The organism is Luteimonas abyssi, assembly GCF_001482195.1.
Classification (GTDB): Bacteria; Pseudomonadota; Gammaproteobacteria; order Xanthomonadales; family Xanthomonadaceae; genus Luteimonas; species Luteimonas abyssi.
Genome location: NZ_KQ759763.1, coordinates 2,877,493 through 2,900,579 on the forward strand (window position 1 = coordinate 2,877,493; position 23,087 = coordinate 2,900,579).

The 23,087-nt window shown below is 72.2% G+C and carries 14 protein-coding genes and 1 pseudogene; 1 reads left to right on the forward strand and 14 read right to left on the reverse strand.

Going from position 1 to position 23,087, the window contains the following annotated elements; all coding sequences use genetic code 11:
* Window positions 1-6: 6 nt before the first annotated feature.
* The 6 genes from RG19_RS12475 to RG19_RS12500 all read right to left on the reverse strand — a co-directional run bounded on the left by RG19_RS12475 (window position 7) and on the right by RG19_RS12500 (window position 8,066).
* On the reverse strand, window positions 7-1,746 hold the full coding sequence (locus RG19_RS12475) for a M61 metallopeptidase family protein (RefSeq protein WP_238376634.1): 1,740 nt from the start codon (window positions 1,744-1,746) through the stop codon (window positions 7-9).
* 83 nt (window positions 1,747-1,829) lie between these two features.
* On the reverse strand, window positions 1,830-2,321 hold the full coding sequence (locus tag RG19_RS12480; RefSeq protein WP_058835550.1) for a RidA family protein: 492 nt from the start codon (window positions 2,319-2,321) through the stop codon (window positions 1,830-1,832).
* Between the two features lie 64 nt (window positions 2,322-2,385).
* On the reverse strand, window positions 2,386-3,975 hold the full coding sequence (locus RG19_RS12485; protein ID WP_157515253.1) for a S10 family peptidase: 1,590 nt from the start codon (window positions 3,973-3,975) through the stop codon (window positions 2,386-2,388).
* Between the two features lie 73 nt (window positions 3,976-4,048).
* On the reverse strand, window positions 4,049-5,542 hold the full coding sequence (locus RG19_RS12490) for a S10 family peptidase (RefSeq protein ID WP_058835551.1): 1,494 nt from the start codon (window positions 5,540-5,542) through the stop codon (window positions 4,049-4,051).
* Window positions 5,539-6,933, reverse strand: a complete 1,395-nt coding sequence (locus RG19_RS12495; protein ID WP_082672655.1) for an MFS transporter — start codon at window positions 6,931-6,933, stop codon at window positions 5,539-5,541. Before RG19_RS12495 ends, RG19_RS12490 begins: the two co-directional genes overlap by 4 nt.
* Complete coding sequence (locus RG19_RS12500) at window positions 6,930-8,066, reverse strand: pyridoxal phosphate-dependent aminotransferase (RefSeq protein ID WP_082672656.1); 1,137 nt, start codon at window positions 8,064-8,066, stop codon at window positions 6,930-6,932. Before RG19_RS12500 ends, RG19_RS12495 begins: the two co-directional genes overlap by 4 nt.
* Window positions 8,067-8,128: 62 nt before the next feature.
* On the opposite strand from RG19_RS12500, the gene RG19_RS12505 reads away from it, so the two are divergent.
* Window positions 8,129-8,617 carry an Lrp/AsnC family transcriptional regulator gene (locus RG19_RS12505; protein ID WP_058835554.1) on the forward strand — a complete coding sequence of 163 codons (489 nt, stop codon included), beginning with the start codon at window positions 8,129-8,131 and terminating at the stop codon, window positions 8,615-8,617.
* A 77-nt stretch (window positions 8,618-8,694) separates the two neighbouring features.
* On the opposite strand, the gene RG19_RS12510 is transcribed toward RG19_RS12505, so the two are convergent.
* The 8 genes and pseudogenes from RG19_RS12510 to gspD form a co-directional block, all read right to left on the reverse strand.
* Window positions 8,695-10,449 (reverse strand): S10 family serine carboxypeptidase-like protein, encoded by a 1,755-nt coding sequence (locus RG19_RS12510; protein WP_162267074.1) that lies wholly within the window; start codon window positions 10,447-10,449, stop codon window positions 8,695-8,697.
* Between the two features lie 125 nt (window positions 10,450-10,574).
* The gene (locus RG19_RS12515; RefSeq protein WP_058835556.1) at window positions 10,575-11,942 is read right to left on the reverse strand and encodes an amidohydrolase family protein; all 1,368 of its coding nucleotides are present in this window, start codon (window positions 11,940-11,942) and stop codon (window positions 10,575-10,577) included.
* The gene (locus RG19_RS12520) at window positions 11,939-13,165 is read right to left on the reverse strand and encodes an amidohydrolase family protein (protein WP_157515254.1); all 1,227 of its coding nucleotides are present in this window, start codon (window positions 13,163-13,165) and stop codon (window positions 11,939-11,941) included. The genes RG19_RS12515 and RG19_RS12520 overlap by 4 nt, the downstream gene beginning before the upstream one ends.
* A 62-nt stretch (window positions 13,166-13,227) precedes the next feature.
* Complete coding sequence (locus RG19_RS12525; protein WP_157515255.1) at window positions 13,228-15,381, reverse strand: amidohydrolase family protein; 2,154 nt, start codon at window positions 15,379-15,381, stop codon at window positions 13,228-13,230.
* 99 nt (window positions 15,382-15,480) lie between these two features.
* Window positions 15,481-18,420 (reverse strand): TonB-dependent receptor domain-containing protein, encoded by a 2,940-nt coding sequence (locus RG19_RS12530; RefSeq protein ID WP_058835559.1) that lies wholly within the window; start codon window positions 18,418-18,420, stop codon window positions 15,481-15,483.
* A gap of 265 nt (window positions 18,421-18,685) precedes the next feature.
* On the reverse strand, window positions 18,686-19,540 hold the full coding sequence (locus RG19_RS12535) for a glycosyltransferase family 2 protein (RefSeq protein WP_058835560.1): 855 nt from the start codon (window positions 19,538-19,540) through the stop codon (window positions 18,686-18,688).
* A 410-nt stretch (window positions 19,541-19,950) separates the two neighbouring features.
* A pseudogene (locus tag RG19_RS12540) lies at window positions 19,951-20,781 on the reverse strand (glycosyltransferase family 2 protein); the annotation flags it as partial.
* 12 nt (window positions 20,782-20,793) lie between these two features.
* Window positions 20,794-23,085: a type II secretion system secretin GspD gene (gene gspD, locus RG19_RS12545; protein ID WP_238376635.1), complete on the reverse strand. Its 2,292-nt coding sequence runs from the start codon at window positions 23,083-23,085 to the stop codon at window positions 20,794-20,796.
* Between the last annotated feature and the right edge of the window lie 2 nt (window positions 23,086-23,087).

Sequence of the window (23,087 nt, forward strand, 5' to 3'; positions counted from 1 at the left end):
TCCAGCCTAGCGCGTCGGCCGCGCGCAGGCCGTGTCCGGCACCTCCGGCACGCGCGCCCACTGCCAGGTGTCCACGGTCTCGCCGCGCGGCCGGTACTCGATCGCGAGATCCTGCCCGTCGCGGCGGATCTGCAGCGCCAGTACGCCGTCCTGGTCGCCCTGGATCGCATCCTGGCCGACCGGCTGCAGGATCTCGTCGCCGTCGCGCACGCCGGCGCGCTCGGCCGCCGAGCCCGGCACCAGCCCGCGCACGATGCGCACCGGCTCCACCAGCACCTTCGGCTCGAAGCCCAGCTCGTAACGCCGCAGCGGCACCTGCACGCGCCGGAAGCACGGCCCGAACGCATCGGAGACGGGCACCACCACGCGGCCGTCGAGCATCGCGTGGAACGCCGCCACGCCTGCATCGCCCAGCTCCTGCGCGATCAACGCCTCCCAATCCGCCTGCTCCACCGGCAGGCCCTGCTCGCGGCGCTGGCGCAGCGCCAGCATCACGTCGTCGAGCGAACGCGCACCGCCGGACGCCGCACGGATCGCCGCGTCGGTGTTGACGAAGTACACGTAGCCGCGGTCGTAGGGCAGCGTGCGGATCCGGGTGTCCTCCCAGAAGTGCCCGGCGACCTCGCGGTTGGGGGTTTCGGCGAACAGGTTGGTGTAGAAGCGCGCCAGGGTGACGTTGAGATCGCGCAGATAGGCGTCCGGATCGACCATGCCGAAGCGGAACGGCAGCTCGCCCTGATAGAACACCGCCAAACCCTCGTTGAACCAGGCCGCGCCCAGACTCTCGTCCATGCCGCCACCGCGCGCCATCAGCGGCTGGAAGGTGTGGAACATCTCGTGGGCGAGGGTGAAGCGCAGTGCCTCGGGGTCGTTGCCGCGGTCCTCGTCGTAGGTCAGCACGAACGACTGGTGCATGCCGATGCCGCCGCCGGGATTGACCCGGTTGCGGCGCAGGAAGACGCCGTACGGCGTGGGTGCGGCGTCGAAGACCTCCAGGAAACGCGCATACAGTGCCTCGCCCCAGACGCTCATCGCATGGGTGTCGAACGGCGGCGTGCCTTGCCACGCGGAGAAGAACCGGTCGGTCGCTCCCGTCGCGGGGTAACGCTGGATGGCGCCGGCCATGAAGAACGCCCCGTCGACCAGCGCGGCCGGAGCCGTCTCGCCATCGGCCAGCGTGTCGAGACTGCTCAGGCCGACCGCGCCATCCGCGAGTGCGGACAGGTCCCATTCCGCGCGCAGCGCGAAACCGTCGCCCTCAGGGCGCAACAGGAAGGTCGCGCCACCGCCGGACACCGCGCCGCTGTCGCCGCGCAGCTCGATCGGTGGCGCCGCCCCGCGCGCGGCCAGCGCGGTCACAGTCGGCGCCCGGTAGCGCACGCGGATCTCGCCTTCGGGCGGGCGCTCGGCGTGCCAGGCGCGCAGCACCGCGGGGTCCTCGCCGCTGTCTTCGGGCCGCAGCGGCAGCGCGCCGCGGTCGTCGCGCGCATCCAGCGCCTGCAGCCTGTCGGCTACGGTCGGCACGTTGCTCGCCACCAGCGGCATCCGCAGCAGCGGCACCCCGGCCTCCGGTACCACGCCGGTCATCGTCAGCGTCACCTCGACCGCCTCGATCCGGTCGCCGTCGGCCGACGGCACCGGCTGCAGCGTGTAGACCAGCGCCGGCGGCTGCGCGGCCGCCGTCCACGCCAGCAGCGACAGCACGGCGGTGGCGAGGGTGGCGGCGATGGGGCGATACCTGGACATCGAAGTCTCTCCTGTTGCGTCATGCACGATGCGGGTGCGGCGGACCGGACGCGCAGCGGGTGGCGGGCGGCATCGGGCGCGGCTCAGTCGCCGCCGTCGATCGCCAGCTCGCCCTCGATCTCCACCGGAATGTTCCATGGCAGCACGGCCATGCCCACCGCGCTGCGCACGTGGCGTCCGGTCACCGGTCCGAACACCGCGTGGATCAGATCCGAGAAGCCGTTGATCACCTCCGGCTGGCCGTGGAAATCCGGCGCCGAGGCGACCATGCCGAACACCCGGCGCCAGCCGGTGATGCGATCGAGGTCGCCGATCTCGGCCTGCACGCTGGCCAGCATCGACAGCCCGGTCAGCATCGCGGCATGGCGCGCGGCATCCGGCTCGACCTCGGCACCCACCTTGCCGAACGGCCCGACCAGGCGCCCGTCCGGGCCCTGCGGCCCGTGCCCGGCGATCAGTACCCGGGAGCCGACGCGCTGGGCGAAGGCGAACGGCAGCACCACGCCCGGCGGCGCGACCAGCGGCGGCGGCAGTTGCAGGCCGAGTTCGGCCAGCCGTGCGATGACGCGGCTCATCGGCGCACCTCGCGCACAGGCCGCACGGCGTGGACGGACACGTGCCTCAGGACACGACGGATGTTCATGGCGACGGTGCTCCGGTCACGAATGCGCGCACGTCGGCAGCCAACTGCGCGCGGCTGACCACGCCGACGTACGGCATGTGGCCCGAGGGATAGGCCCGCATGGTCACCCGCTCGGGCGGCATGCCCGACAGCGCCACCGTCTGGTCGGCCGCGCCCACCGTGGTGACCAGGTCGTAGCGGCCGGTGGCCACCAGCACGCGTAATTCAGGATTGCGGCGCATCGCCGTGGCCAAGGCCAGCGCGTGGTTGGCCTGCAGCGGGGCCTGCCCCTTCCAGAAACGCGCGTTGACGTGGCGGAACTCGATGGCGTTGTAGGCGCGCGCGGTGTCCACGCCGAGGTGTTCGCGCAGGTGGGTCTGCAGCGTGGCGAGGTACAGCGGCACGTACTGGCCCATCGCCGGATCGTCGGCGACCGGGTCGCCACCCGAGGCCGCCAGCGGCAGGGTGAAGCGTGCGTCGTACGCGCCCACCTGAAGGCCGGCATCGCCCAGCACCTCGCGGCCGAACGCGGTCGCGTCCATGCGCAGGTCGAGCGCCTGCCAGCGCGCGGCGGCGATGCCGGTGAGCGCGGCCAGTTCCTCGGCCACCGCCGCCCGTTCGGCGGCGTCCAGCCGCGAGCCCTGGAACAGCGCCTGCAGATAAGGGCCTTCGGCGAACGCGCGCGCCCGCGCGACGTGCGCCTCCAGCGGCACGTCCTGCGGCACCGCGCGGTGGTACCAGGCGGTGGCCGCGTAGCTGGGCAGGCCGGTCGCCGAGGCCAGCTCGGGCCCGCGCCGGCTGCCGTCCATCGCCTGCCCCAGCAGCATCACTCCGTTGAGGGTGATGCCGTCCATGCGCCCGCTGGCGGTCGGGCCGCCGGCCAGCAGGCGCGCGACCTCGGCCGCGCGCACGGTGCCGTAGCTCTCGCCCATCAGGTAGCGCGGGCTGTGCTCGCGGCCGTGGCGGCGCAGCCAGTCGACGATGAACCGCGAGATCGCGGTGGCGTCCTCGTCCACGCCGAACACCTGCGCCGTGCCGGCCTCGCCCATCACCCGCGCCAGGCCTGTGCCCGGCGGGTCGATGAGCACCACGTCGGCGACGTCGAGGGGCGACTCGGGGTTGTCGACCAGCGCGAACGGCGGCGCCGTCGGCGGCCGGGTCTCGGCATCACCGGCCTGCATGCCGTAGTGGGGCCGCTTCGGGCCGAGGAAGCCCATGTGCAGCCAGACCGAGGCCGAGCCGGGGCCGCCGTTGAAGGCGAAGATCACCGGGCGCTGCGGGTCCGCGCCCTCGGCCAGGTAGGCGATCGACGCCACCGTGGCCACGGTGGCGCCGGCGTCGTCGATCAGCGGCCATTCCTCGACCACGCTGCGGTAGCGCAGCGCACGGCCGCCGAAGCGCCCGCGATGGCGGCGCTCGACAGTGGGCAGCAAGGCAGTCCCCGGCGGCACCACCACGGCGTCGGCGGCGACCGACGGCGCACCGGCGGCGGTCACCGGTGCAGCGGCCGCGGGCGCGACGCCCGCCGCGGCGAGCAGCAGGAACGCGAGGGCCGCGCCCGAGCACGCGGCCGCGCGCCCCGGCGCCCCCGGCCATCCCGCGCGCATGTCCGGTCGCGGCAGGACGCGGCGGCCGGGTGCGTGCACCGCGCGGCGGCGGCGACGGGCGTGCGCCCGGCGCTCATGGCGCGCCGACGAACGTGCGCAGGTCGTCGGCGAACTGCGCCAGGCTCGCCTCGATCGTGTACGGCATGTGCCCGCCCAGGTAGTACACCGAGCGCACCCGGTCCAGCGGCCAGCCCGAATGCGCCACCGCGTAGTCGGAGGCGCCGGTGGTGGTGGCGGTGTCGTGGTGGCCGTGGCCCATGACCACGCGGAAGTCGGGGTTGGCGGCCATCACCTCGCGGATCCATTCCATGTACGGCCAGTCGCCGAACGGCGAGGTGGCGCGTCCCCAGGTCCAGGCGTCGATGCCGCCGATGTCGGCCGAATTGCGGTAGGCGCTGGCGTCCTCGACGCCGAACTGGGTGCGCAGCAGGTCCTCCAGCCCGCGCCGGAACGCCGGGCCGGTGACGCCGGAGGGGTCGGTCGCCGCCGGCGACGGCCGCGCCGGGTCCGGCGGCCCGGCGTAGCGCGCGTCGTACACGCCCAGCACCTGGCCGCGGTCGCGCAGCAGTTCCACCCGGTGTTCGTTCTTGGTGAGCTTGAGGTCCTCTCGCAGCAGAACCTCGGCGTCGACGCCAGTGTAGGCCTGCAACTGCGCGGCGATGCGGCGGCGTTCCGGCTCGGGCAGGAACTGGCCCTGGAACAGCGCGGTCAGGTACTCGGTGCGCGCCCACGTGCGCACCTCGTCCAGCCACGGCTCGAAGGCCAGCCCGCCGGTCTCGGCGCGGCCGTGGTGCCAGGCGATCGCCGCCACCGTCGGCAGCGAGACCACGTAGCTGATGATGTTCTGCTCGCGCTGGGCGTACTCGATGATGTTCAGCGCCTGCCCCAGCAGGAACACGCCATCCACCCGCATCGGGGTGTCGCGCATCTGCATCTGGTGCGCGGCCGCGGCGGCGCGCAGAGTGCCGTAGCTCTCGCCCAGCAGGTACTTGGGCGAAGCCTCGCGCCCGTGCCGCCGCGACCAGGCCTCGATCATCAGCACCAGCTGGCGCGCGTCGGCCTCCACCGAGTGGAAGTGCGTGGTGTCGGTGCCGTCGGCGACGCGGCTGAAGCCGGTGCCTGCCGGGTCGAACAACACGATGTCGGCGACGTCGAGGATGGCGTGCGGGTTGGGTGCGCTCTCGAAGGTGGCCGGATCGGCGTCGAGGTCGTCGGGGAACGCCATGCGCCGCGGGCCGAGCGCGCCGGCGTGCAGGTACAGCGACGCGGAAATCGGTCCGCCGTTGAACGCGAACAGCACCGGCCGCGCGGGGTCGGCATCCGCGCCGGTGGCCGCGTGGCTCATCACCACCAGGTCGGCGCCGGCGTCGCCGTCGCGCACCGGGATCGTCTCGATCCGCGACACGTAGCGCACCGCGGTGCCGTTGAAGGTGCCGGCGTGTTCGAGCTGCGCATCGGCGACCGGCGCGGCGTGCAGGCCGGCGCCGGGCAACCAGGCCGCCAGCGCGAGCAGGCAGATCGAGACGAGGGTCTTCGTCGTACCGATATTCGTATTGACGATCTTCATCGTGCGGACTCCTCCGTGGCCGGGCGCGTCGATTCGGTGCCTGCGCGGCGCGCGGCGAGGGCGTGCTGGATCTCGGCGAAGCGCCAGGCGCTGAGGTCGTAGCGGCCCACCAGCCACCACGCCACCAGCAGCGCCGCCGCGGGTACCGCGGCGAAGCCCCAGCGCAGGCCGGTGACCACCGATTCCGGGTGCTGTTCGGCGCCGGCCTGGTAGCCCAGCAGCACCAGCGCCAGGCTGGCGACGAAGCCGCCCAGCGCCATGCCGGTCTGCTGCACGAAGATCCACGCGCCGTAGATCGTGCCCTCACGGCGCAGGCCGCTGTTGAGCTCGTCGTACTCCACGGTGTCCGGCACCATCGCGTTGGGTAGCAGCTCGGCGGCGGCGTTGAACGCGCCGTGCACGAACATCAGCAGGTACAGCGCCCACACCGCACCCTGCGGCACCAGCCCCGGCGACAGCCAGCACAGGATCAGGCCGATGTAGGCGATCCGGCAGGCCTCGCGCTTGCCGATGCGCGCGCCGATGCGCGCCCACACCGGGGTCAGGAACACGCTGGTCAGCGCCCCCACCGGGTACAGCACACCCATCAGCGCCGGCGACTGCCCGTGCACCACCGTGATGAAGTAGATCAACAGCGCGCTGAAGGCGACGCTGGCCATGTTGCCGAACAGGTACGCCAGCGACAGGATGCCCAGCGGCCGGTTCTGCTTGAGCGTATCCCACTGCTCGCGCAGGCTCATCGTCTGCGGCTGGAAGTCCACCGCCGGTGCGCGCGCCGTGGTGAAGAACGCGACCACGCCGGACACCACGATCAGGCCGCCGAACGTCAGTCCGATCCAGCGGTAGCCCTGCGCCGGCGTCTGCGCCGCTTCCAGGAGCAACGGCGCGCCGGCGATGGCCAGCAGCACCGCGATGCGCGCGGCCATCTCCTTGTAGCCAATCAGCTTCAGGCGTTCGTCGTAGTCGCGGGTCATCTCCGGCGCCATCGCCGAGTACGGCACGTGGTACAGGGTGACGCCGGTGTTGACCACCAGGTAGATCGCCACGAACCACATCGCGGTGACGGTGGGGTCGGCATTGACCGGCAGCGCGAACATCGCCGCGAACGCCGCACCCCACACCAGCGCGCCGATCAGCAGATACGGCCGCCGCCGACCCCAGCGCGAGCGCGTGCGGTCGGAGATCGCCCCCATCAACGGGTCGGTGATCACGTTCCAGATCCGCGGCAACAGCAGCACCAGCCCGGCCAGGCCGGCGGACACGCCGTGGCCTTCGGTCAGGTAGTACATCAGGTAGATGCTGATGATGGCCATGTGCGAGGCCAGCGCGAACTGGCCGAACGACCAGCCGAACTTGGGCACCGCGCCGAGTGTCGAGGATGTCCGCGTCATCGGGTCTGCTCCCGGTAGGCGTGCAGGGACCCCTCCAGCCGATCCAGGCCCTCGGCCACGTCGTCGCCGGCGCGGCCGAAGCCGATCCGGAGATGGCCGGGCCGGCCGAACAGGTGCCCCGGCGCCACCGCCAGCGCCTGGGTCTGCCAGGCGAAGGCGCTGAAGGCGTCGTCGCACCAGCCCTCGGGCAGCCGCGGGAAGGCGATGCAGCCCGATGCGGGGAGCGTTCCGCTCAGCAGGCCGGCCTGCGCCAGCGCGGCCAGCCGCGCCTCGACCCGAGGTCGCGTGTGCACCAGCACCGCGCGCCAGTGCGCATCGAACGGCAGGGTGTCGTCGAACACCCGCGCGGCGATCGCGTGGGTGAGCCGCGACACGCCGTTCTCCAGCCGCCGGTAGGCCTCGGCGATCGGCGCGTGCACCGCGGCGCCGGTCACGATCCAGCCGCACTTGAGCGCATGCAGGCCGTACAGCTTGCTCAGGCTACCGACGCTGACGAACCACGGCGAATCGTGCGCGGCCAGCGTGCGCTCCGGGCTGTCGCCGGTGAAGCCGGCATAGACCTCGTCGAACAGCACCGGCACCCGACGCGCCTCGGCCACCGCCGCCAGCGCACGACGCGCGGCGCGGTCGATCACGAAACCGGTGGGGTTGTTCGGATTCGTCAGCAGCACCAGGCGGGTGTCGGGACCGATCGCGGCGTCGAGCGCGTCGGCGGCGATGGCGCCGGTGTCCGGATCGCGGTCGAGCCAGTCCACCTGCGCGCCCATGCTGCGCGCCACGTCGGCGAGCATCTCGAAGTATGGCCGCTCCACCAGCACCCGCGCGCCCGGCGCGAGCAGCGCGGCGCAGACGATATGCACGCCGGCCGATGCGCCCGCGGTCGCCAGGATGCGCTCGACGCCGATGCGGTAGCGCCGCGCCAGCGCATCGATCACCAGCGGATTGCCGTCGGGGAAGGTGCTGCGGTAGGCGCCGCCGGGTGACAGGTCCAGCGAGCCCACGAGATCGTCGAGCAGCGCGGTCGGTTCTTCGATGGCACTGTCGAACAACTGGTTGCTTCCCGGACGCGCGTGGCAGGCCGCCACCATAGCCCGGACCCACTGCGCGTACGACGCGACCGATGGCACGGTCATGCGCGCGCCTCCGTTCCGTATGATCGAGGCATCCCGTCGACGCCGCCTGGAGCCGTACCGCGATGCCCTCTTCCGCCGACGTGCGTCTGGACCAGCACGACCTGCGCATCCTCGACACACTGCAGCGCCAGGGCGACATCACCATGATGGAGCTGGCCGACGTGGTGCATCTGTCGCACTCGCAGTGCTCGCGCCGGATCAAGCAACTGCGTGCCGCCGGCCTGATCCGCGGCTACGCCGCGATGCTCGAGCCGGTGCGGCTGGGTCTGGGATTGAAGTGCTATGTGCATGTGCGCCTGCGTCACAACGCGGACCCGGCCTCGGCCTTCCGCGAGCTGGTGGAGGGATGCCCCGAGATCCTCGAGTGCGCGATGGTCACCGGCGACGGCGACTTCCTGATCAAGACGGTCACCCGCGACCTCGACCACTTCCGCGAGATCCTCGGCCGCGTGGCCGGCTGCGGCGAGATCTCGGACATGCGCAGCTCGATCGTGGTCGAGGAGCTGAAGGCGACCACCGCGCTGCCGCTGTCGGCGTACCGCGCAGGCTGAATCCCCGTCTCGGTCCATTAGGCCGACGCGACCGGCGTGGTCGGGACGAGCCGTCGTCGTGTGCTGCCTCGACGCGCTCATCGCGCACCGCCGATCAACGCCCGCAGGTCGGCGAAGCTGCGCTCGCGCGCCGGACGATCCGAATGCACCGCATGCCCGGCGGGATACCGCGCGACGACGAAGCGCGGCCCCGGCAGGCCGGCCGCCTCGAACACCCGCACCGGTTCCAGATACACGACGGACAGGTCGTAGTAGCCCACCGCCACCAGCACCTGCAGCCCGTGTACACGGTCCAGCAGCCCGGCCAGCACCGGCGCGGTGGACGCACCGGCCCAGTCGGGCCAGGTCCAGTCCCAGGCACCGTGCGCGGCCAGCGACAGGCGCAGGTAGGGATCCTGGCGTGCATCGTCGCCGGCACCGGCGGGGCGGTAGCCGATCTCGTGCCGCAGGTGGTGCCGCCACGCGGCGTCCAGGTCGTAGTCCAGCGTGTACGGCGAGGTGGATGGATCGTCGTAGGGCGGTTGCCGGGTGCGGGTCAGCGCCAGCGGCGCGTGCAGGCGCGTGTCGGCGGTGCCGACGCGGTCGCCGCGCGCGGCGAGGAGGCCGGTCTGGAACGCGAGTGGTGCAACGCAGCCGTCGGCAGCGGCGACCAGGGCGACAGGCAAACCGATGTCGGCGGCGATCCGGGCATGGTCGTCGGCGTCGAACCGTTCGCGCCCGGCCAGGAATGCCTCGATGTCCGCGGCGATGTCCGCGGGCGGGCGCCCGGCCTGGGCGCCGACACCGTGGTGCGCCGCGGTCTGCGCGTACACGGCGAGTTGCCCGTGGCAGCGCACGCGGGCGCGGTCCGCCTGCCCTGCGGCGTCGGCGCGCGTCGCGTCGCCTGCGCCGGCATCGGCCGCGTTCGCGCGTACCCCGCCGGTGGACGGCGCCACCAGCAACAGGCCGCGCAGGTCCAGGCCGGGCATCGTCTCGACCAGGCGGTGCGCGGCCAGCGGCACGCGGATGCCGGCATAGCTCTGGCCGACCAGCACCACCGGGTCGCCCTCGCGTCCGTGCCGGCGCAGCCATGCGGAGACGAAACGCGCCGCGGCCTCGGCGTCCTGGGTCACGCCCCAGTAGCCGGCACCGGCGCCGTCGCGCAGCACCCGGCTGTGGCCGGTGCCCACCGGATCGACGAACACCAGGTCGGCGATGTCGATCGGGCTGTCGGGGTTGTCGGTGCTGCCGCGGGCATCGGCCCGGTCCGGCGCGGCGCCCGGCGTGCGTGGCGCGAACGTCGCGTGCAACCCGACCGCGGCACTGCCGGGCCCACCGTTCCAGAAGAACACCACCGGCCGCCCGGCAGGTGTCGCACGGGGCGCGGTCGCACCGGCCGCAGTGCCCGCGCCTGCATCGGCATGCACACCTGCTGCGGCAGCGTCCCGAAGGTGCATGGCTGCGCCGATGGCAGGCGCGTTGATGTCGGACGGGCGCGTGGCGGACGGACCGATATCGCGCGCGCCGTCCGCATTGGCGACATCGGGCACGACGAGGTAGCTGGTCGAGAACATGGTCGCGTCGATGCCGTCGCCGGCCGTCATCGGCAGCTCTTCGGCGATCACCGTCACCGCCAGCGGCCGGCCGCCGTCGCCCCCCGGCCACGACCAGACGGTGCGCGCTGCCTCCGGCAGACTCTCGTCCGCCGGCCATCCGGCATGCGCCATCGTGTGGTCGAATACCGAGCCTGCCGATCCGCCCGCCGGCGGCCCGGCCGCGGTCGGCACGGCGCCGGCCGGCGCGCCGGTGATCGCGGCCAGCGCCAGCACCGCCAGCGCACAGGCTGCCGCCACGATCCGTCCGCGCAGGTGCGGCAGCTGTCGGAGACCTGCCGTGGCGCATCCATCGTGTGCCGTCGCCTCTCCCAGTGCGTCCGCCCGCACCGATCCGGCGGGCCACCCGACGGGCCGCACGCGGCTCATCGCAGGCCTCCTGCATCGCGGTAGCGGTCGCGCAGGCGGCTCTGGTAGCTGTCCAGCGGCACGTCGCGGCCGTCTACGAACACGTGGCGCACGTCGCTGGTCGGTTCCAGCGGGCTACCGGTGGCGACCACCAGATGCGCGCGCTTGCCGGGGGCGAGGCTGCCGATCTCGTCGTCCACGCCCCAGATCCGCGCCGGCGCCAGCGTCAGCGCCTCGAGCGCGGCGTCCGGGTCGAGCCCGAACCCGGTCGCCAGGCCCGCCAGGTGCGGCAGGTTGCGCATCTGCGCCAGCCGCGGATAGCCGAAGCGGCGGATCTGCGCCACCCCACCCGACGAGAACGCGAACGCGATGCCGCGCGCGGCCAGCTGCGCGGGCACGCGGTAGTGCGCGTCGTAGCGCTGGGTGTCGCGCGGCAGCAGCTGGATCGGGCCGAGGATCACCGGCACACCGGCGGCGGCGATGGCGTCGAACTGGTCCTCGGCGTCGATGACGTCGGACAGGATCAGGTCCAGCCCGAACTCGCGCGCCAGCGCCAGCGCCAGGCGCACGTCCTGCGAGGCGGTCGCCGAGATCACCACCGGCTGCTCGCCGCGCAGCGCCGGCGCGAGTGCATCGAGCTTCGGATCGGGTTTCGCGCGGGCGCGCGGGTCGTTTAGCCGCGCACGGCCGTCGGCGAGCAACTGCCGCAGTTGCGCGGCCACGCCCATGCGCGTGCCCGGCGCGCCGTCGCCGCCGACCCGCTCGCTCACGTTGAGATGCAGGGCCAGGGGCGAGCGCACCACATGCCCCTGCGCGCCGGCCGCCAGCTGCATCAGCGCGCTCTGGCCGGTCGCCGGCAAGCTGTCGCCGGGCGCGACCACGGCGTGGGTGATGCCGTTCGCGCGCACGACCTCCAGATGCGCCGAATCCGGGTCGAACGCATCGGCCACGCGGCCCTGCGGGAACATCGGCGACGAGGTCTCGAGCACGTCGTGGGCGGCGAACTCCATGTCGCGCTCGGCCAGGCCGAGGCTGGTGTCGGAATCGATCAGGCCGGGATAGACGGTGAGACCCGCGCCGTCGATCCGGCGCGCGCCGGCGGGCACGGCCACCGCGTCCACCGGCCCCAGCGCGGCGATGCGGCCGTCGTCGCCGATGACCAGCGTGCCCGCGGCGATCGCCGGCGAGGCCACCGGCAGGATCCGCGCGCCGACGATCGCGGTGGGCGCGATGGGCACGGTCGACGCAGTAGGTTGGACCGTGGCGACGGACGCGCCGTGGCCGTGGCCGGACGCGGCCGCGACCGGAAGCGCCAGCAGCAGCCCGATCGCCGCCGGGCACGCGCACGCCGCGACCCGCGCACGCAGGCGCGTCCACCGGCTCACGGCGCCACCCCGGCATCGGCGGTGGCGCGGTCGAAGTACCGCTGCCCGTCGATGTAGACCGCGTCCACGCGTGCGGCGGCACCGAAGGGATCGGCGCTCCACAGCACCAGGTCGGCGTCCTTGCCCGGCTCGATCGATCCGATGCGGTCCTCCAGCCCCAGCACCCAGGCGGCGTCGCGGGTGACCATGCGCAGCGCCTGCTCGCGGGTGGCCCCGTAGCGCACCACCTTGGCGGCCTCGTGGTGCATGCGCCGGGTGATGTCGACCGAATCGCTGTGCAGCGCGACGTGCACGCCCTGCTCGAGCAGCATCGGCGCATTCCACGGGATCGCGTCCCAGGCCTCGGCCTTGACCCCGAACCAGTCGCTCCACACCACCGCCGCGATGCCCGCCTGCGCCAGCTGCGGGCCGATCTTGTACGCCTCGGTGGCGTGGTGGAAGGCGCGGATGGTGAAGCCGGCCTCACGCGCGAGCGCGATCAGCGTCTCCATCTCGCCGGCGCGGTAGGCGTGGATGTGGGCGTAGGCGCGGCCGGCCTGCAGTTCGCGCAGGATACGGTCGGCCTCGCTGTCGCGGCGCGGTGCGTCGCTTGCACCCGCACGGACACCGCGTGCATCGACCTGCCCCAACGCGGCGAAACGCTCGCGCAACGCCGCCGCCGAGCCCATGCGCGAGGCCGGCGTGCGGCCGCGCGCGCCGTGGGTGCGGATCGGGTTCTCGCCGATGGCGAACTTCACCGCCATCGGCGCGTCGGCCACCACCATGCCGTCGAGCGGCTCGCCGATGCGGTTCTTGACCACCACGCCCTGGCCGCCGATCAGGTTCGCCGAGCCGGGCAGGATCAGCTGGGTGGTGGTGCCGCCGGCGATCGCCAGCTCGAACTCGCGGTCGCGCGGGTCGATGGTGTCGACGATCCGCACCTCGGGCGTGAACGGCGCGGTGGTCTCGTTGTTGTCGCCGCGGGTGGCCAGGTGCGAGTGCGGGTCGACGATGCCGGGGGTCAGCCAGCGGCCCCGTGCATCGAGCTCCGCCGTGCCCGCGGGCACCGCCAGCGACGGCCCGACCGCGGCGATGCGCCCGTCGCGCACCCACACGTCGGCGGCGTCCAGGGTGCCGGCGTCGCCCGCGGTCATCACCGTGGCCCCGCGCAGCACCAGGTCCTGGGCGGATGCGGATCCGGCCGCGAGCGCGAACAGCAGTCCGCCGACCGCAGCGACGGACAACCACCGCGAGCACCGCTGCCGGTGGACGGAAAAACGCGACACGGACACGTCCGGCACCGGCATCAGCGCACCCGCTCCGCCGGCGCCACGAACGGCCTCACGCCCAGCGCCTCGTAGATCGCCGCCGGCTGGTAGACCTGGCCGGCACGGGACACCAACCGCACCTGGCGGATCGCATTGACGTCCTGCAGCGGGTCGCCCGGCACCAGGAAGAAATCCGCGGCCTGGCCCGGCGCCAGCGTGCCGTACTCGTCGGCGCGGCCCAGGTACTCGGCCATGCCCACGGTGCCGGCGCGCAGCGCGGCGGCGTTGCCCAGCGCACGCGCGTACAGCTCGATCTCGCGGTGCACGGTGAAGCCTGTGCCGTCGTCGGTGCCGGGCAGCAGCGGGATGCCGTTGTCGTGCAGCAGCGCCATCGCCTCGAGCATCCGCTCGACGCCGGCGTGGTAGGCGCGGTCGACCTGCGGGGTCAGGTCGGGCACGTAGGTGCGGTAGCGGAAGCGCCGGTAGCTGACCGGCATGTGGTCGAGGAAGTGCTCGCCGCCCGGCGACACGCCGCTGGTCATCGCGCGGTCGGACGCCGCACCGCCGGCGCGGCTGAGCATCAGCCGCTCCAGGATCACCGCGGTGGTGTCGAGCGCGGTGCCGCGCGCGCGCATCAGCGCCAGCGACGCCGCCACCCGCGGCGAGGCCTGCAGGTCCAGATCGGCCAGGCGTGCCATCGCGGTCAGCCGCAGCGGGGTGCGGGTGTCCTCGCCCTCGTCCAGCACCCAGCCCAGTGCCAGCTGGTTGAAGTGCGCGATTTCGTCGTAGCCGGCCTCGATCATCGCGTCCGGCGTGGTGAACGCCGGCACGTGCCCGGTGACGCCAAGGCCCAGCCGGTGCGCCTCGGTGGCGATGGCGGGAATCCACTCGGGATTCATCGAGTTGTAGATCTTGATCTGCCAGAAGCCGTCGCGGGCGTAGTCGCGCACCGCCTGCAGCGCCTGGTCGAGCGAATCGGCGACCACGCCGTTGCGCGCCGAGTACGGGCTGCGCCCTTCCAGGAAACCGTTGCGCACGATGCGCGGCCCGGCCAGCTCGCCGGCCTCGATGCGCCGCATCAGCTCGGCCAGGCGGCGGTTGTCGTTGCCCATGTCGCGGATCGTGGTCACGCCCGCGGCCAGGTACCACCAGCCGGTCTCGATGGAGGTGTGCGCGTGCATGTCGTGCAGGCCGGGCAGCAGCACGCCACCTTCGCCGGCGTAGACCGCGAGCGCGGCGTCGAGCGGCGCGTCCGCGGCGACCACCTCGGCGATGCGGCCTTCGCGCACGATCACCGTGGACGGCGCCGACAGCGCGCCCGCGCGCGGGTCCAGCACGCGCACGTCACTTACCGCGAAGCCGTCGGCGTGGCGCGTCGACAGCCGCTGCTGCAGTTCGACGTTGCGCGCGGTCTCGGCGTCCTCGACCGCCGCGCGCAGCGCGGCGGCGGTGTCCTCCTCGCCTTCGCGCACCGCGGTGCCGGAACTGCCGAGCACGGCGAACACCGCATCGTCGCGGTCCAGCACCAGGTATTCCGGCGCCAGGTCGAGCCCGACGATCCTGACCAGCGACAGCCCGTCGCCGATGCCGGCGAGTGCGCCGACGACCTCCCGCCGCAGCTGGCCGCCGGGCACGGTGTCGATGCGTTGCTCCGGCTGCGTGCGCAGCAGCCGCTCGTAGACGATCAGCGCCCACGGGCTGGCGTCGTTGACCACGTACAGCGGCGGCGCGGCGGCGGCCACCTCGCCGCCGTCGGCCTGGCTGTGCCAGCGCGCGGTGCCGTCGGCCCAGTCGTAGCGTTCCTCGACCGGCCCGCCCATCAGCGAGGTGCCGTCGATCACCCACTGCAGCGGCACGCCGGCGTCTGACAGCCGCAGCGTCTCGCGGTGCTTGGGGCCGCGGCCGTTGTTGTCGACGTGGAAATCGATGCGGACGGTGTCGCCCTCGGCCTCGCCGCGCAGATGGCCGACGGTCTCGCCGTTGGCGACCATGGTGTAGCGCGCGGAGACGGGTGCGGCGGTGGTGACACCGCCATCTCCAGCGCCACCGTCGCCGGCCCCTCGGTCGGACGAACAGGCGGCCAGCAGCGCCAGCAGCAGCCCGGCACCCAGCGCGCGCGCCAGGCCCGCCGCGTGCGGCATCCGCGACGGGTGCGCGGCGGGTGCGCGGTGCAATGCAGTCGAACAGGACATCGGCATCTCCGTGAAGCGGGTCCGGGCGCCCGCGCGGCGGACGGCGCGGACGACGGCGATCCGCGGGCGCGCCGGGGCGGCCCGCGGTCGGCGGGACGGTCAGAAGCGGTAGTTCAGGCCGGCGAAGTAGTAGCGGCCGATCACGTCGGACAGGTCGTTGTAGGCGCCCGAGCCCACCGCGATGTTGATCGGCGGCTCGCGGTCGAACACGTTGTTGACGATGAAGCGGAAGGTGAGCCGGTCGGTGAAGGCGTACTGCACCGAGGCGTCGTGCTTGATGGTGCTGGGCACGCCGAGGATGTCGCGGGTCTCCACGGTGTAGCTGTGGTCGTAGACGATGCCGTCGTACCACTGGGTGTTCCAGTTGACCGTCAGCGGGCCGCGCTCCCAGCGTGCGTTGAAGCGCGCCTGGTACTCCGGCGTCGGCCCGACCAGCGAGCTCGACAGCAGGCCGGTGCCGACCGCGTCGTACTCGTCGAAGCCCAGCCCGGACACCGACACCAGCAGCTTGCGCATCTTCATCACGTTCAGCCCCAGGTCCAGGGTGCCGAAGCGCGCGCCGATCGGCAGGCGGTAGTTGGCGGCGAAACTGGTGGCGCCGAAGTCGACGTAACCGGCGTTGGTGTAGCCGACCTGCATCGATCCCTGCACGATCTGGCCGTCCGGGCCGCGCTGGAAGTTGCCGCAATAGGGATTGGGCAGCGGCTGGTCGTAGCAGGCCTGCATGGTGGACGCCGCGTCGAAGTAGGAGATCGCGTCCTTGATCTTCATGTCGACGTAGTCGACCACCAGCGACAGCCCCGGCACCGCGCTGGGCTCGTAGACGACGCCGGCGGTCCAGGATTCGGCCAGTTCGTTGTTCAGATCGGGATTGCCGCCGGTGTACATCTCGGTGGGCACGTTGGTGATCAGCGAGTTCAGCGGCGCGTTCGGATCCAGGCCCAGCGCGGCGAGTTCGCTGCGACAGTTGGACGCGCGCAGGGCGGCGTTGGCGCCGGTGTTGATGTAGCGCGCGTCGCACGGGTCCACGCCGGTGCCGGTGAGCATCGAGCGCGGCAGGAACAGTTCGTACAGGCTGGGCGCGCGGAAGGTCTTGTTCCAGGTGCCGCGCAGGGTGACGTCGTCGAAGAAGGTCAGCCGCATGCCGGCCGACATCGCCTCGTTGTCGCCGGCCAGCGAGTTGTCCACGGTGCGGTAGGACGCGTCGAACTCCAGCGCGGTGATCGGGCCCAGCTCGACGCCGCCGCCGAACACCGGCACCAGCACCTCGCCATAGAACTCGTTGGTGTCGTACTCGCCGCGCATCGCGCTGACCGGCGCGCTGCGGCCGAGGCCGCGCGCGGAGGTCTCGTAGGGGCGGTAGTCGGAGAACTCCTTGCGGTACTCCCAGCCGGCGACCACGTTCAGCGGGCCGGCGGGCAGTTCGAACAGTTCGCCGCCGATGTTGGCCTGGTAGTTGTTCTGGCGGGTCTCGTAGCTGGCGCCGAACACGCCGGTCACGTAGTCGCGCGCGGCCTGGCTGGCCTGGCCGATGCCGAACAGGTTGAGCGGCGCGCAGCCGGTACCCGGGTCGGTCAGGGCGACGCGGCAGACGATGTTGCCGCTGTCGTCGCGCACCGCGTCGACCGCCTCGAGCCAGTTCTGCTGCAGGATGCCGAAGCTGTTGAAGCTGCCCTCGTTGCGGCCGAAGTTGGCGGCGGCGTTCCAGTGGAAGTAGCGCCCGGCCGCCTCGAAGTTGCCGTCGAGCGCGAGCACGCCGCGCTGGGTCTTGCTCTGGCTGCCCACGCCCGAGCCCGGCAGGATGTCGGTGTGGAAGCGCGACAGCCAGAAGCTGCTCACGCCGTTGGCGGTGAGCAGGTCGCGCGCCTGGTCGCCCAGGAACGGGTTGTCGGTGGAAAAGCGCAGCGCGCCGTTGGGCTGGGTGGTCAGCAGAGCCGAGTTGTAGGCGCCCTGGTTGATCGGTTCGAACGCGCTCATCTCCGCACCCATCACCTCGGCGCTCAGGCGCAAGCGGTCGGTGAGGTCGTAGTGGCCGAGCGCGGTGAGCACGTGGCGTTCGACCGGGGTGCGGACCGCGGTGAATTCGGAGATCTTCAGGCCGTCGCCGCCGAAGGCGTAGGCGGGCTGGATGTAGTCGCCGACGTCGTAGGGCACCAGCTGGCCGGCGCCATCGAAGCGCACCGGGCCGCCGCCGATGTTGAGCCGGAACTGCGCCAGCGGGGCCGGCGCGATGTAGAGCGTGCCGCCTTCCGGATGCTCGGACATGCGGTGGTCCTCGCGGCCGATCGAGGCCGGGATGCCGTCGCTGTCGGAGGTGTTGGCGGGGTTGGGGGCGAAGGTGAAGCCGCGCGAGGTCCAGCGGCGGTCGGTCGCCACCAGCGCGCCGGATTTCGACCAGTCGAGGTTCATGACCACGCTGCCGCGGCCGTCGGCGAATTCGGTGCCGCCGGTCAGGCTGAAGGCGTGGCGTTCGTAGTCGCCGCGCTCGGAGAGGCCGGTCTGGGCGTCGAGCTCCATGCCCTCGAAGCGGGTCTTGAGGATGATGTTGACCACGCCGGCCACCGCGTCCGAGCCGTACACCGCCGAGCCGGTGGCCTGCACCACTTCGATGCGGTCGATCAGGCTGGCGGGGATGTTGTTGAGGTCGACCTGGTTGCCGCCCTGCCCGCCGCCCGCGGCGTTGGAGCCGACGAAGCGCCGTCCGTTGACCAGGGTGAGGGTGCGCTCGGAGCCTAGGTTGAACAGGTTGATGAACTGCTTGCCCGTCTGCGACCCCTCTTGGTCGCCGGCATCGGTCAGCGAGCCGATGACCTGCGGCAGCTGGTTCACCGCTTCCGCCGCGTTGGTGAAGCCCCGCTCCAGGAACACTTCGCCGTCGATCACGCCGATGGGCTGCGCGGTGTCGGTGTTGGTGCTCTGCCGCTGGATGCGCGAGCCGGTGACCTGCACGGTATCGAGAGTATGCGCCGCGTCGGCCGCCGGGGCGTCCTGCGCCAGGGCCGGCAGTGCCATCGACACCGCGCCGAGTGCGAGGACCATGCGGATCGATCGGGACAAGCGGGCGACGGCCGGAACGTGCGGAACGGGCGTGGCGGTGGCGGGCATTGCGGGTACTCCTGGCTTGAAAAATGAGGCAAGCGGGGGATGTACCTGCATGGTATTGAGCGTCACGAGCCAATTGGTTGCAAAAATACAGCACCAAGCGGGTCTTCATGACACTTTTTTTGCATCGATGCCGCGGCCTCGACAATTTCTTCACGCGACACCCGATTCAGGTCCGCGCGGGCGCTGCCCGCGCCCGGCGTCAGCGCATCGCCTGGCGCACGACCGCGAGCGGGAAGCGCAGCCAGATCGCCAGCCACACGCCCAACCGCTGGGCAGGGCTGCGCCGCGGCGCCTCGAAGCGGCGGAAGTACCGCCACAGGCCGCGGTGCTTGTGCCATTCCACGAACACCGGCCGCGTGCGGCTCGACACGCCGCGCACGTGCACCACGCGAACGTCGTTGGCGACCAGCACCGTGGCGCCGGCCTCGCGCGCGCGGCGGCACAGGTCGAGGTCTTCGGCATGCAGCCGGTAGCCGGTGTCGAAACCCCCGATACCGGCGAACAGCGTCCGCGGCATCAACATCAGCGCGCCGGATACCGCGTCCACCGCCTGCATCGGCGAGCGGTCATCGACGGGCACGTCCAGCCGGCGTGCCGCGGACGAGCCGAGCATCGCGGCGAAATCGGGATCGCGGCGACGAGCGGCGCCGTCGCGCAGGCCGGACTCGTCCACCAGGTCCGCGCCGAGCAGCACCGGTCCGCCCGCCTCGACGGCACGCGCGCACAACCGGGCCAGTGCATCGGGCTCGGGCAAGCAGTCCGGATTGACGAACGCCAGCCACGGCGCATCGCTGTCCGCCGCGCCCTGGTTGCAGGCGACCGCGAAGCCCGGGTTGTCGGGATTGCCGATGAACCGCACCCGCGGGTCCAGGCTGGCGTGACGCTGCACGATCGTCAGGGTCGCATCGACCGAGCCGTTGTCGACCACGCGGATCTGCACCACGCCCTCGGCCGCGCGCAGCCGGGTCAGGCATTCGTCGATCGTCGAGGCGCTGCGATAGGTGACCACCACCGCGGCGATGCCGTCGGCGGGGGCGGTGTCGGGGTGGCTCATGCGTCGCGTCGTCCGTGGTCGGCTCGGGGCGGGTCGTCGTCGGCGCCGGCATCGTACGCGAGTGGGGGCGAAGTCAGGCCGGTCGCTGCCGAATCCGGAGCCCTGCCGGACGCTGCCGGCGGCGGTTGCGCGCCGGGATCGTGCGGCGGATCCGGGCGTGCGCGATCCCCAGGGGCCTCGATGCCGCCCTGCTGCGCGTGCTTGTCGTGGGGGATGGCCTCTGCATCGCTGCCTGCGATGTCGGGGTTCGCAATGACATCGTCGTCTGCAGGGGCGGCATCCGCGCTCACCTCGTCATGTACACGGTGGGCTGCGGCCCTCACCCCACCGCCTGCGCTGCAGGCGGTCCCCCTCTCTCCCGTTTCACGGGAGAGGGGCGTCGGGGAGCGGCCTTCGGCCGCCGTTTCTTTTTCGAACAACTCGTGCTGCGCCGGCGGATGCTCGAGCGTGTCGTAGGCAGCCTGCAGCGCCTGGCGGCTCGCATGCAGCGGATCGCGCATCAGGAAACCGGCCAGGCGCGCATGCCAGTCCGGCCAGCGCGCGGCCAGCGCCGGCATGTCGCCCTCGGCCGGGCCACCCTCGCCGCCGCGGGCGACGAACGCCCGTTCGCACAGCACGTTGCGCCAGCCCAGGCCGGACAGGCGCAACGACAGGTCGATCAACGCCGCGTACCAGGACGCATAGCTGGATGCGTCCAGGCCGCCCGCCCGCTTGCGCGCGCTGCCGCGCAACAGGACCGCATGTCCCACCGCCGCGGGCAGTTCGGGATACAGCGGCGGCAGGCTCCGGCAGGCGGCGCCGAGGCGCGGCAGGTCGTCCGGGATCGGCGAAATCTCGCCGATCCGCGGCCACGCCGCGGATTCGCCCGCGTTGCACCAAGGGGTGGCGGTGGCGATGGACGCGTCGCGTTCGAAGCACGCCGTCAACTGGGCGAGCCAGCCGGCAGCCGGGACCGTATCCGGTGCCAGCACAGCCACATCGGCATCGCCGCAGGCGGCGAGCGCCTCGTCCAGATGCGCGACCTCGCCGATGCCGCGCTGGCGTCGGCTGTAGTCGGCGCGCAACGGCGTGGACGCCAGCCAGCGCTCGACGATCGCCAGGCCCCGTGGCCCGGCGCAGGCATCGTCGGCCAGCCAGACCTGCGTGCCGGCCGGGCTGCCGGCATCGAGCGCGGCCAGGCAGGCGTCGAGCGCGTCGTCGTCGGCGCCCAGCGGCAGCAGCACGATGGGCGGGCCGCTCATCCGTCGCCTGCCTTACTCGATCCCGCCGGCAGGCGGCAACGCCTGTTCCGCCGCGCGCGCCTCGGCCTCACGCGCCTCCTGCTGCCGCAGCGGTTCCAGCGCCTGGAAGCGGCGGCTGTACTCGTCGGTCAGGCGCCGCGCCTCGCCGGCGTCGCGCACGATGGTCGGGGTAAGCAGGATGATGACTTCGCTGCGGCTGTTCGTATTACGTTGCTGGCCGAACAGCGCACCCAGAACGGGAATTCGGCTCAGGCCGGGAAAGCCGGTCGAACCCGTGGATGTCCGATCGTCGATCAGGCCCGCGAGCATCACGGTTTCGCCGGCCTGCACGGCGGCTTCGGTCTTGAGCCGGCGCGTCTCGATGCGGACATTGCCGTTCTCGTCGGCCTCGCCGAGCGGCGAACTGACCTCCTGGACGATGTCGAGGAAGACCATGCCATCGCGTGTGACGCGCGGACGCACGCCGAGAATGATGCCGGTGTCGATGTACTGGACCTGGCTGATCGTGTTGTTGGCGTTGCCGAAATTCGGATTGATGCTGACCGACGAGATCGGGATCCGGCTGCCGACGTTGAAGGTGGCCTCGGCGTTGTTGCGTACGAACACCGAGGGCGTTTGCAGCAGACGCACGTCGGTCACCTCGTCGAGCGCGCTGATGATCGCCGCCGCGTCGTTCTTGAACAACGCCCAGCGCACGCCGCGGTTCGCGCCGGAGCCGATGATGTTGCCGCCGAACGTGCTCCAGTTGCGGGGCAGACTCGGATTGACGTTGAGATCCAGGCTCGGCAGCCCGAACTCGCCCTGCCCGCCGTTCTCGATGAACCAGTTCACGCCGTAGCGCAGCTCGCCGGTCAACGCGACCTCGACCACCTGCGCCTCGATGTGCACCTGCATCGGCATCACGTCCAGGCGCTCGACCACTTCGCGGATCGACCGCCACGCCGACGCCGTCGCGCGCACCAGCAGGGTGTTGGTCTCGTCCACCGCCGACACGCCCACCTGCGCGCCGTCGACCTCGAGGGTCACGCTGGTGTTGCCCGGCTGCTCCTGGTTGAGCGACATCTGGCCCTGGAAGCCGCCACCACCGCCCATGCCCGAACTGCCACCGACGCCGCTCCCGCCCATGCCACCGCCGTCGAAACCGCCGTCGCGCCCCGACCGCATCCCGTCGCGCCCGCCCAGACTGGACGAGCCGATCTGCATGCCGCTGGTACCGGGCATCAACGAAGCGCTGCCGGCGCCGCCGCGGCGTCCGCTGCCGGCGCCGAACACCTGCGCCAGGCGCTCGGCCAGTTCACCGGCCTTGATGTACTTCAATTCGTAGGAGAACAGCCGCGATTCGCCACCTGCGCTGTCGATGCGCTCGAGCCAGCGCTGGATCTCGCTGAGATACGCCGGCTGCGAGGTGATGACCATGATCGCGTTGGCGCCGTCGAGCGGCAGGAACCGGAACATGCCCGCCACCGGCGAGCCGCTCTCGTCGCCGAACACCTTTTCCAGATCGCCGACGACCTGGCTGGCGCGTCCGGACTCGATCGGGAACACGCCCACCGACATGCCGGCCAGCCAGTCCACGTCGAAGATCTCGATCGTGCGCAGGTAGTTCTCGAGCTCGGACCGGCTGCCGGCGACGGTGATGACGTTGCGGCCGTTGTCGACGTTGACGATCGCGTTCGGGCGCGCGTACGGCTCCAGGATCTTCTCCATCTCGGTGGCCGAGATGAAACGCAGTTGCACGGTCCGCGCCTCGAATCCGCGGGCGGACGCCGCGTCGCCGGTGCGCGGCGCCACCGCACCGGTGGCCATGGCGCTGTCGGCGGCGACGATGTTGTAGCGCCCGTCGGCGTAGATCATCCGCGCGTTGTTCCAGCCGAGCACCATCTCCAGCAGGCTCAGCGCCTGCGAGGCGCCGACCGGACGCGGCGTGGCCAGCGTCACCGTGCCCTGCACCTCGGGCGCGATCACGTAGTTCTGGCCGAGCATGTCGCCCAGCACCGCCTTGACCACCGCATGCACCGACTCGCCCTCGAAGTTGAAGGTGGCCTCGCCGGTGGTGCCGGACAGATCGGGCGGCGCGGACGCGGCGACGCGGCGGTTGATCGTCTGCTCGTTGCCGAGCCGGATCTGCGCCCGGGGGCCGTCGTCGTCGGCATCCAGCGGTTCGGCATCGACCATGCCGCGGGCGATCACGGGCTGGCCGTCGCGGCGGATATCGGCCACGGGTGCCGAGGCGCAGGCCACCAGCAGGGTGGCGAGCATGGCCAGGGTCGCGGCGCGAAGGAACGGTCCGGTGGGTCGCATCATCG

Bases quoted from the DNA above. Each gene is read 5' to 3' on its own strand.
- RG19_RS12475 (WP_238376634.1), bottom strand. From the start codon at position 1,746: ATGTCCAGGTATCGCCCCATCGCCGCCACCCTCGCCACCGCCGTGCTG.
- RG19_RS12480 (WP_058835550.1), bottom strand. From the start codon at position 2,321: ATGAGCCGCGTCATCGCACGGCTGGCCGAACTCGGCCTGCAACTGCCG.
- RG19_RS12485 (WP_157515253.1), bottom strand. From the start codon at position 3,975: ATGCGCGCGGGATGGCCGGGGGCGCCGGGGCGCGCGGCCGCGTGCTCG.
- RG19_RS12490 (WP_058835551.1), bottom strand. From the start codon at position 5,542: ATGAAGATCGTCAATACGAATATCGGTACGACGAAGACCCTCGTCTCG.
- RG19_RS12495 (WP_082672655.1), bottom strand. From the start codon at position 6,933: ATGACGCGGACATCCTCGACACTCGGCGCGGTGCCCAAGTTCGGCTGG.
- RG19_RS12500 (WP_082672656.1), bottom strand. From the start codon at position 8,066: ATGACCGTGCCATCGGTCGCGTCGTACGCGCAGTGGGTCCGGGCTATG.
- RG19_RS12505 (WP_058835554.1), top strand. From the start codon at position 8,129: ATGCCCTCTTCCGCCGACGTGCGTCTGGACCAGCACGACCTGCGCATC.
- RG19_RS12525 (WP_157515255.1), bottom strand. From the start codon at position 15,381: ATGTCCTGTTCGACTGCATTGCACCGCGCACCCGCCGCGCACCCGTCG.
- RG19_RS12530 (WP_058835559.1), bottom strand. From the start codon at position 18,420: ATGGTCCTCGCACTCGGCGCGGTGTCGATGGCACTGCCGGCCCTGGCG.
- RG19_RS12535 (WP_058835560.1), bottom strand. From the start codon at position 19,540: ATGAGCCACCCCGACACCGCCCCCGCCGACGGCATCGCCGCGGTGGTG.
- gspD (WP_238376635.1), bottom strand. From the start codon at position 23,085: ATGATGCGACCCACCGGACCGTTCCTTCGCGCCGCGACCCTGGCCATG.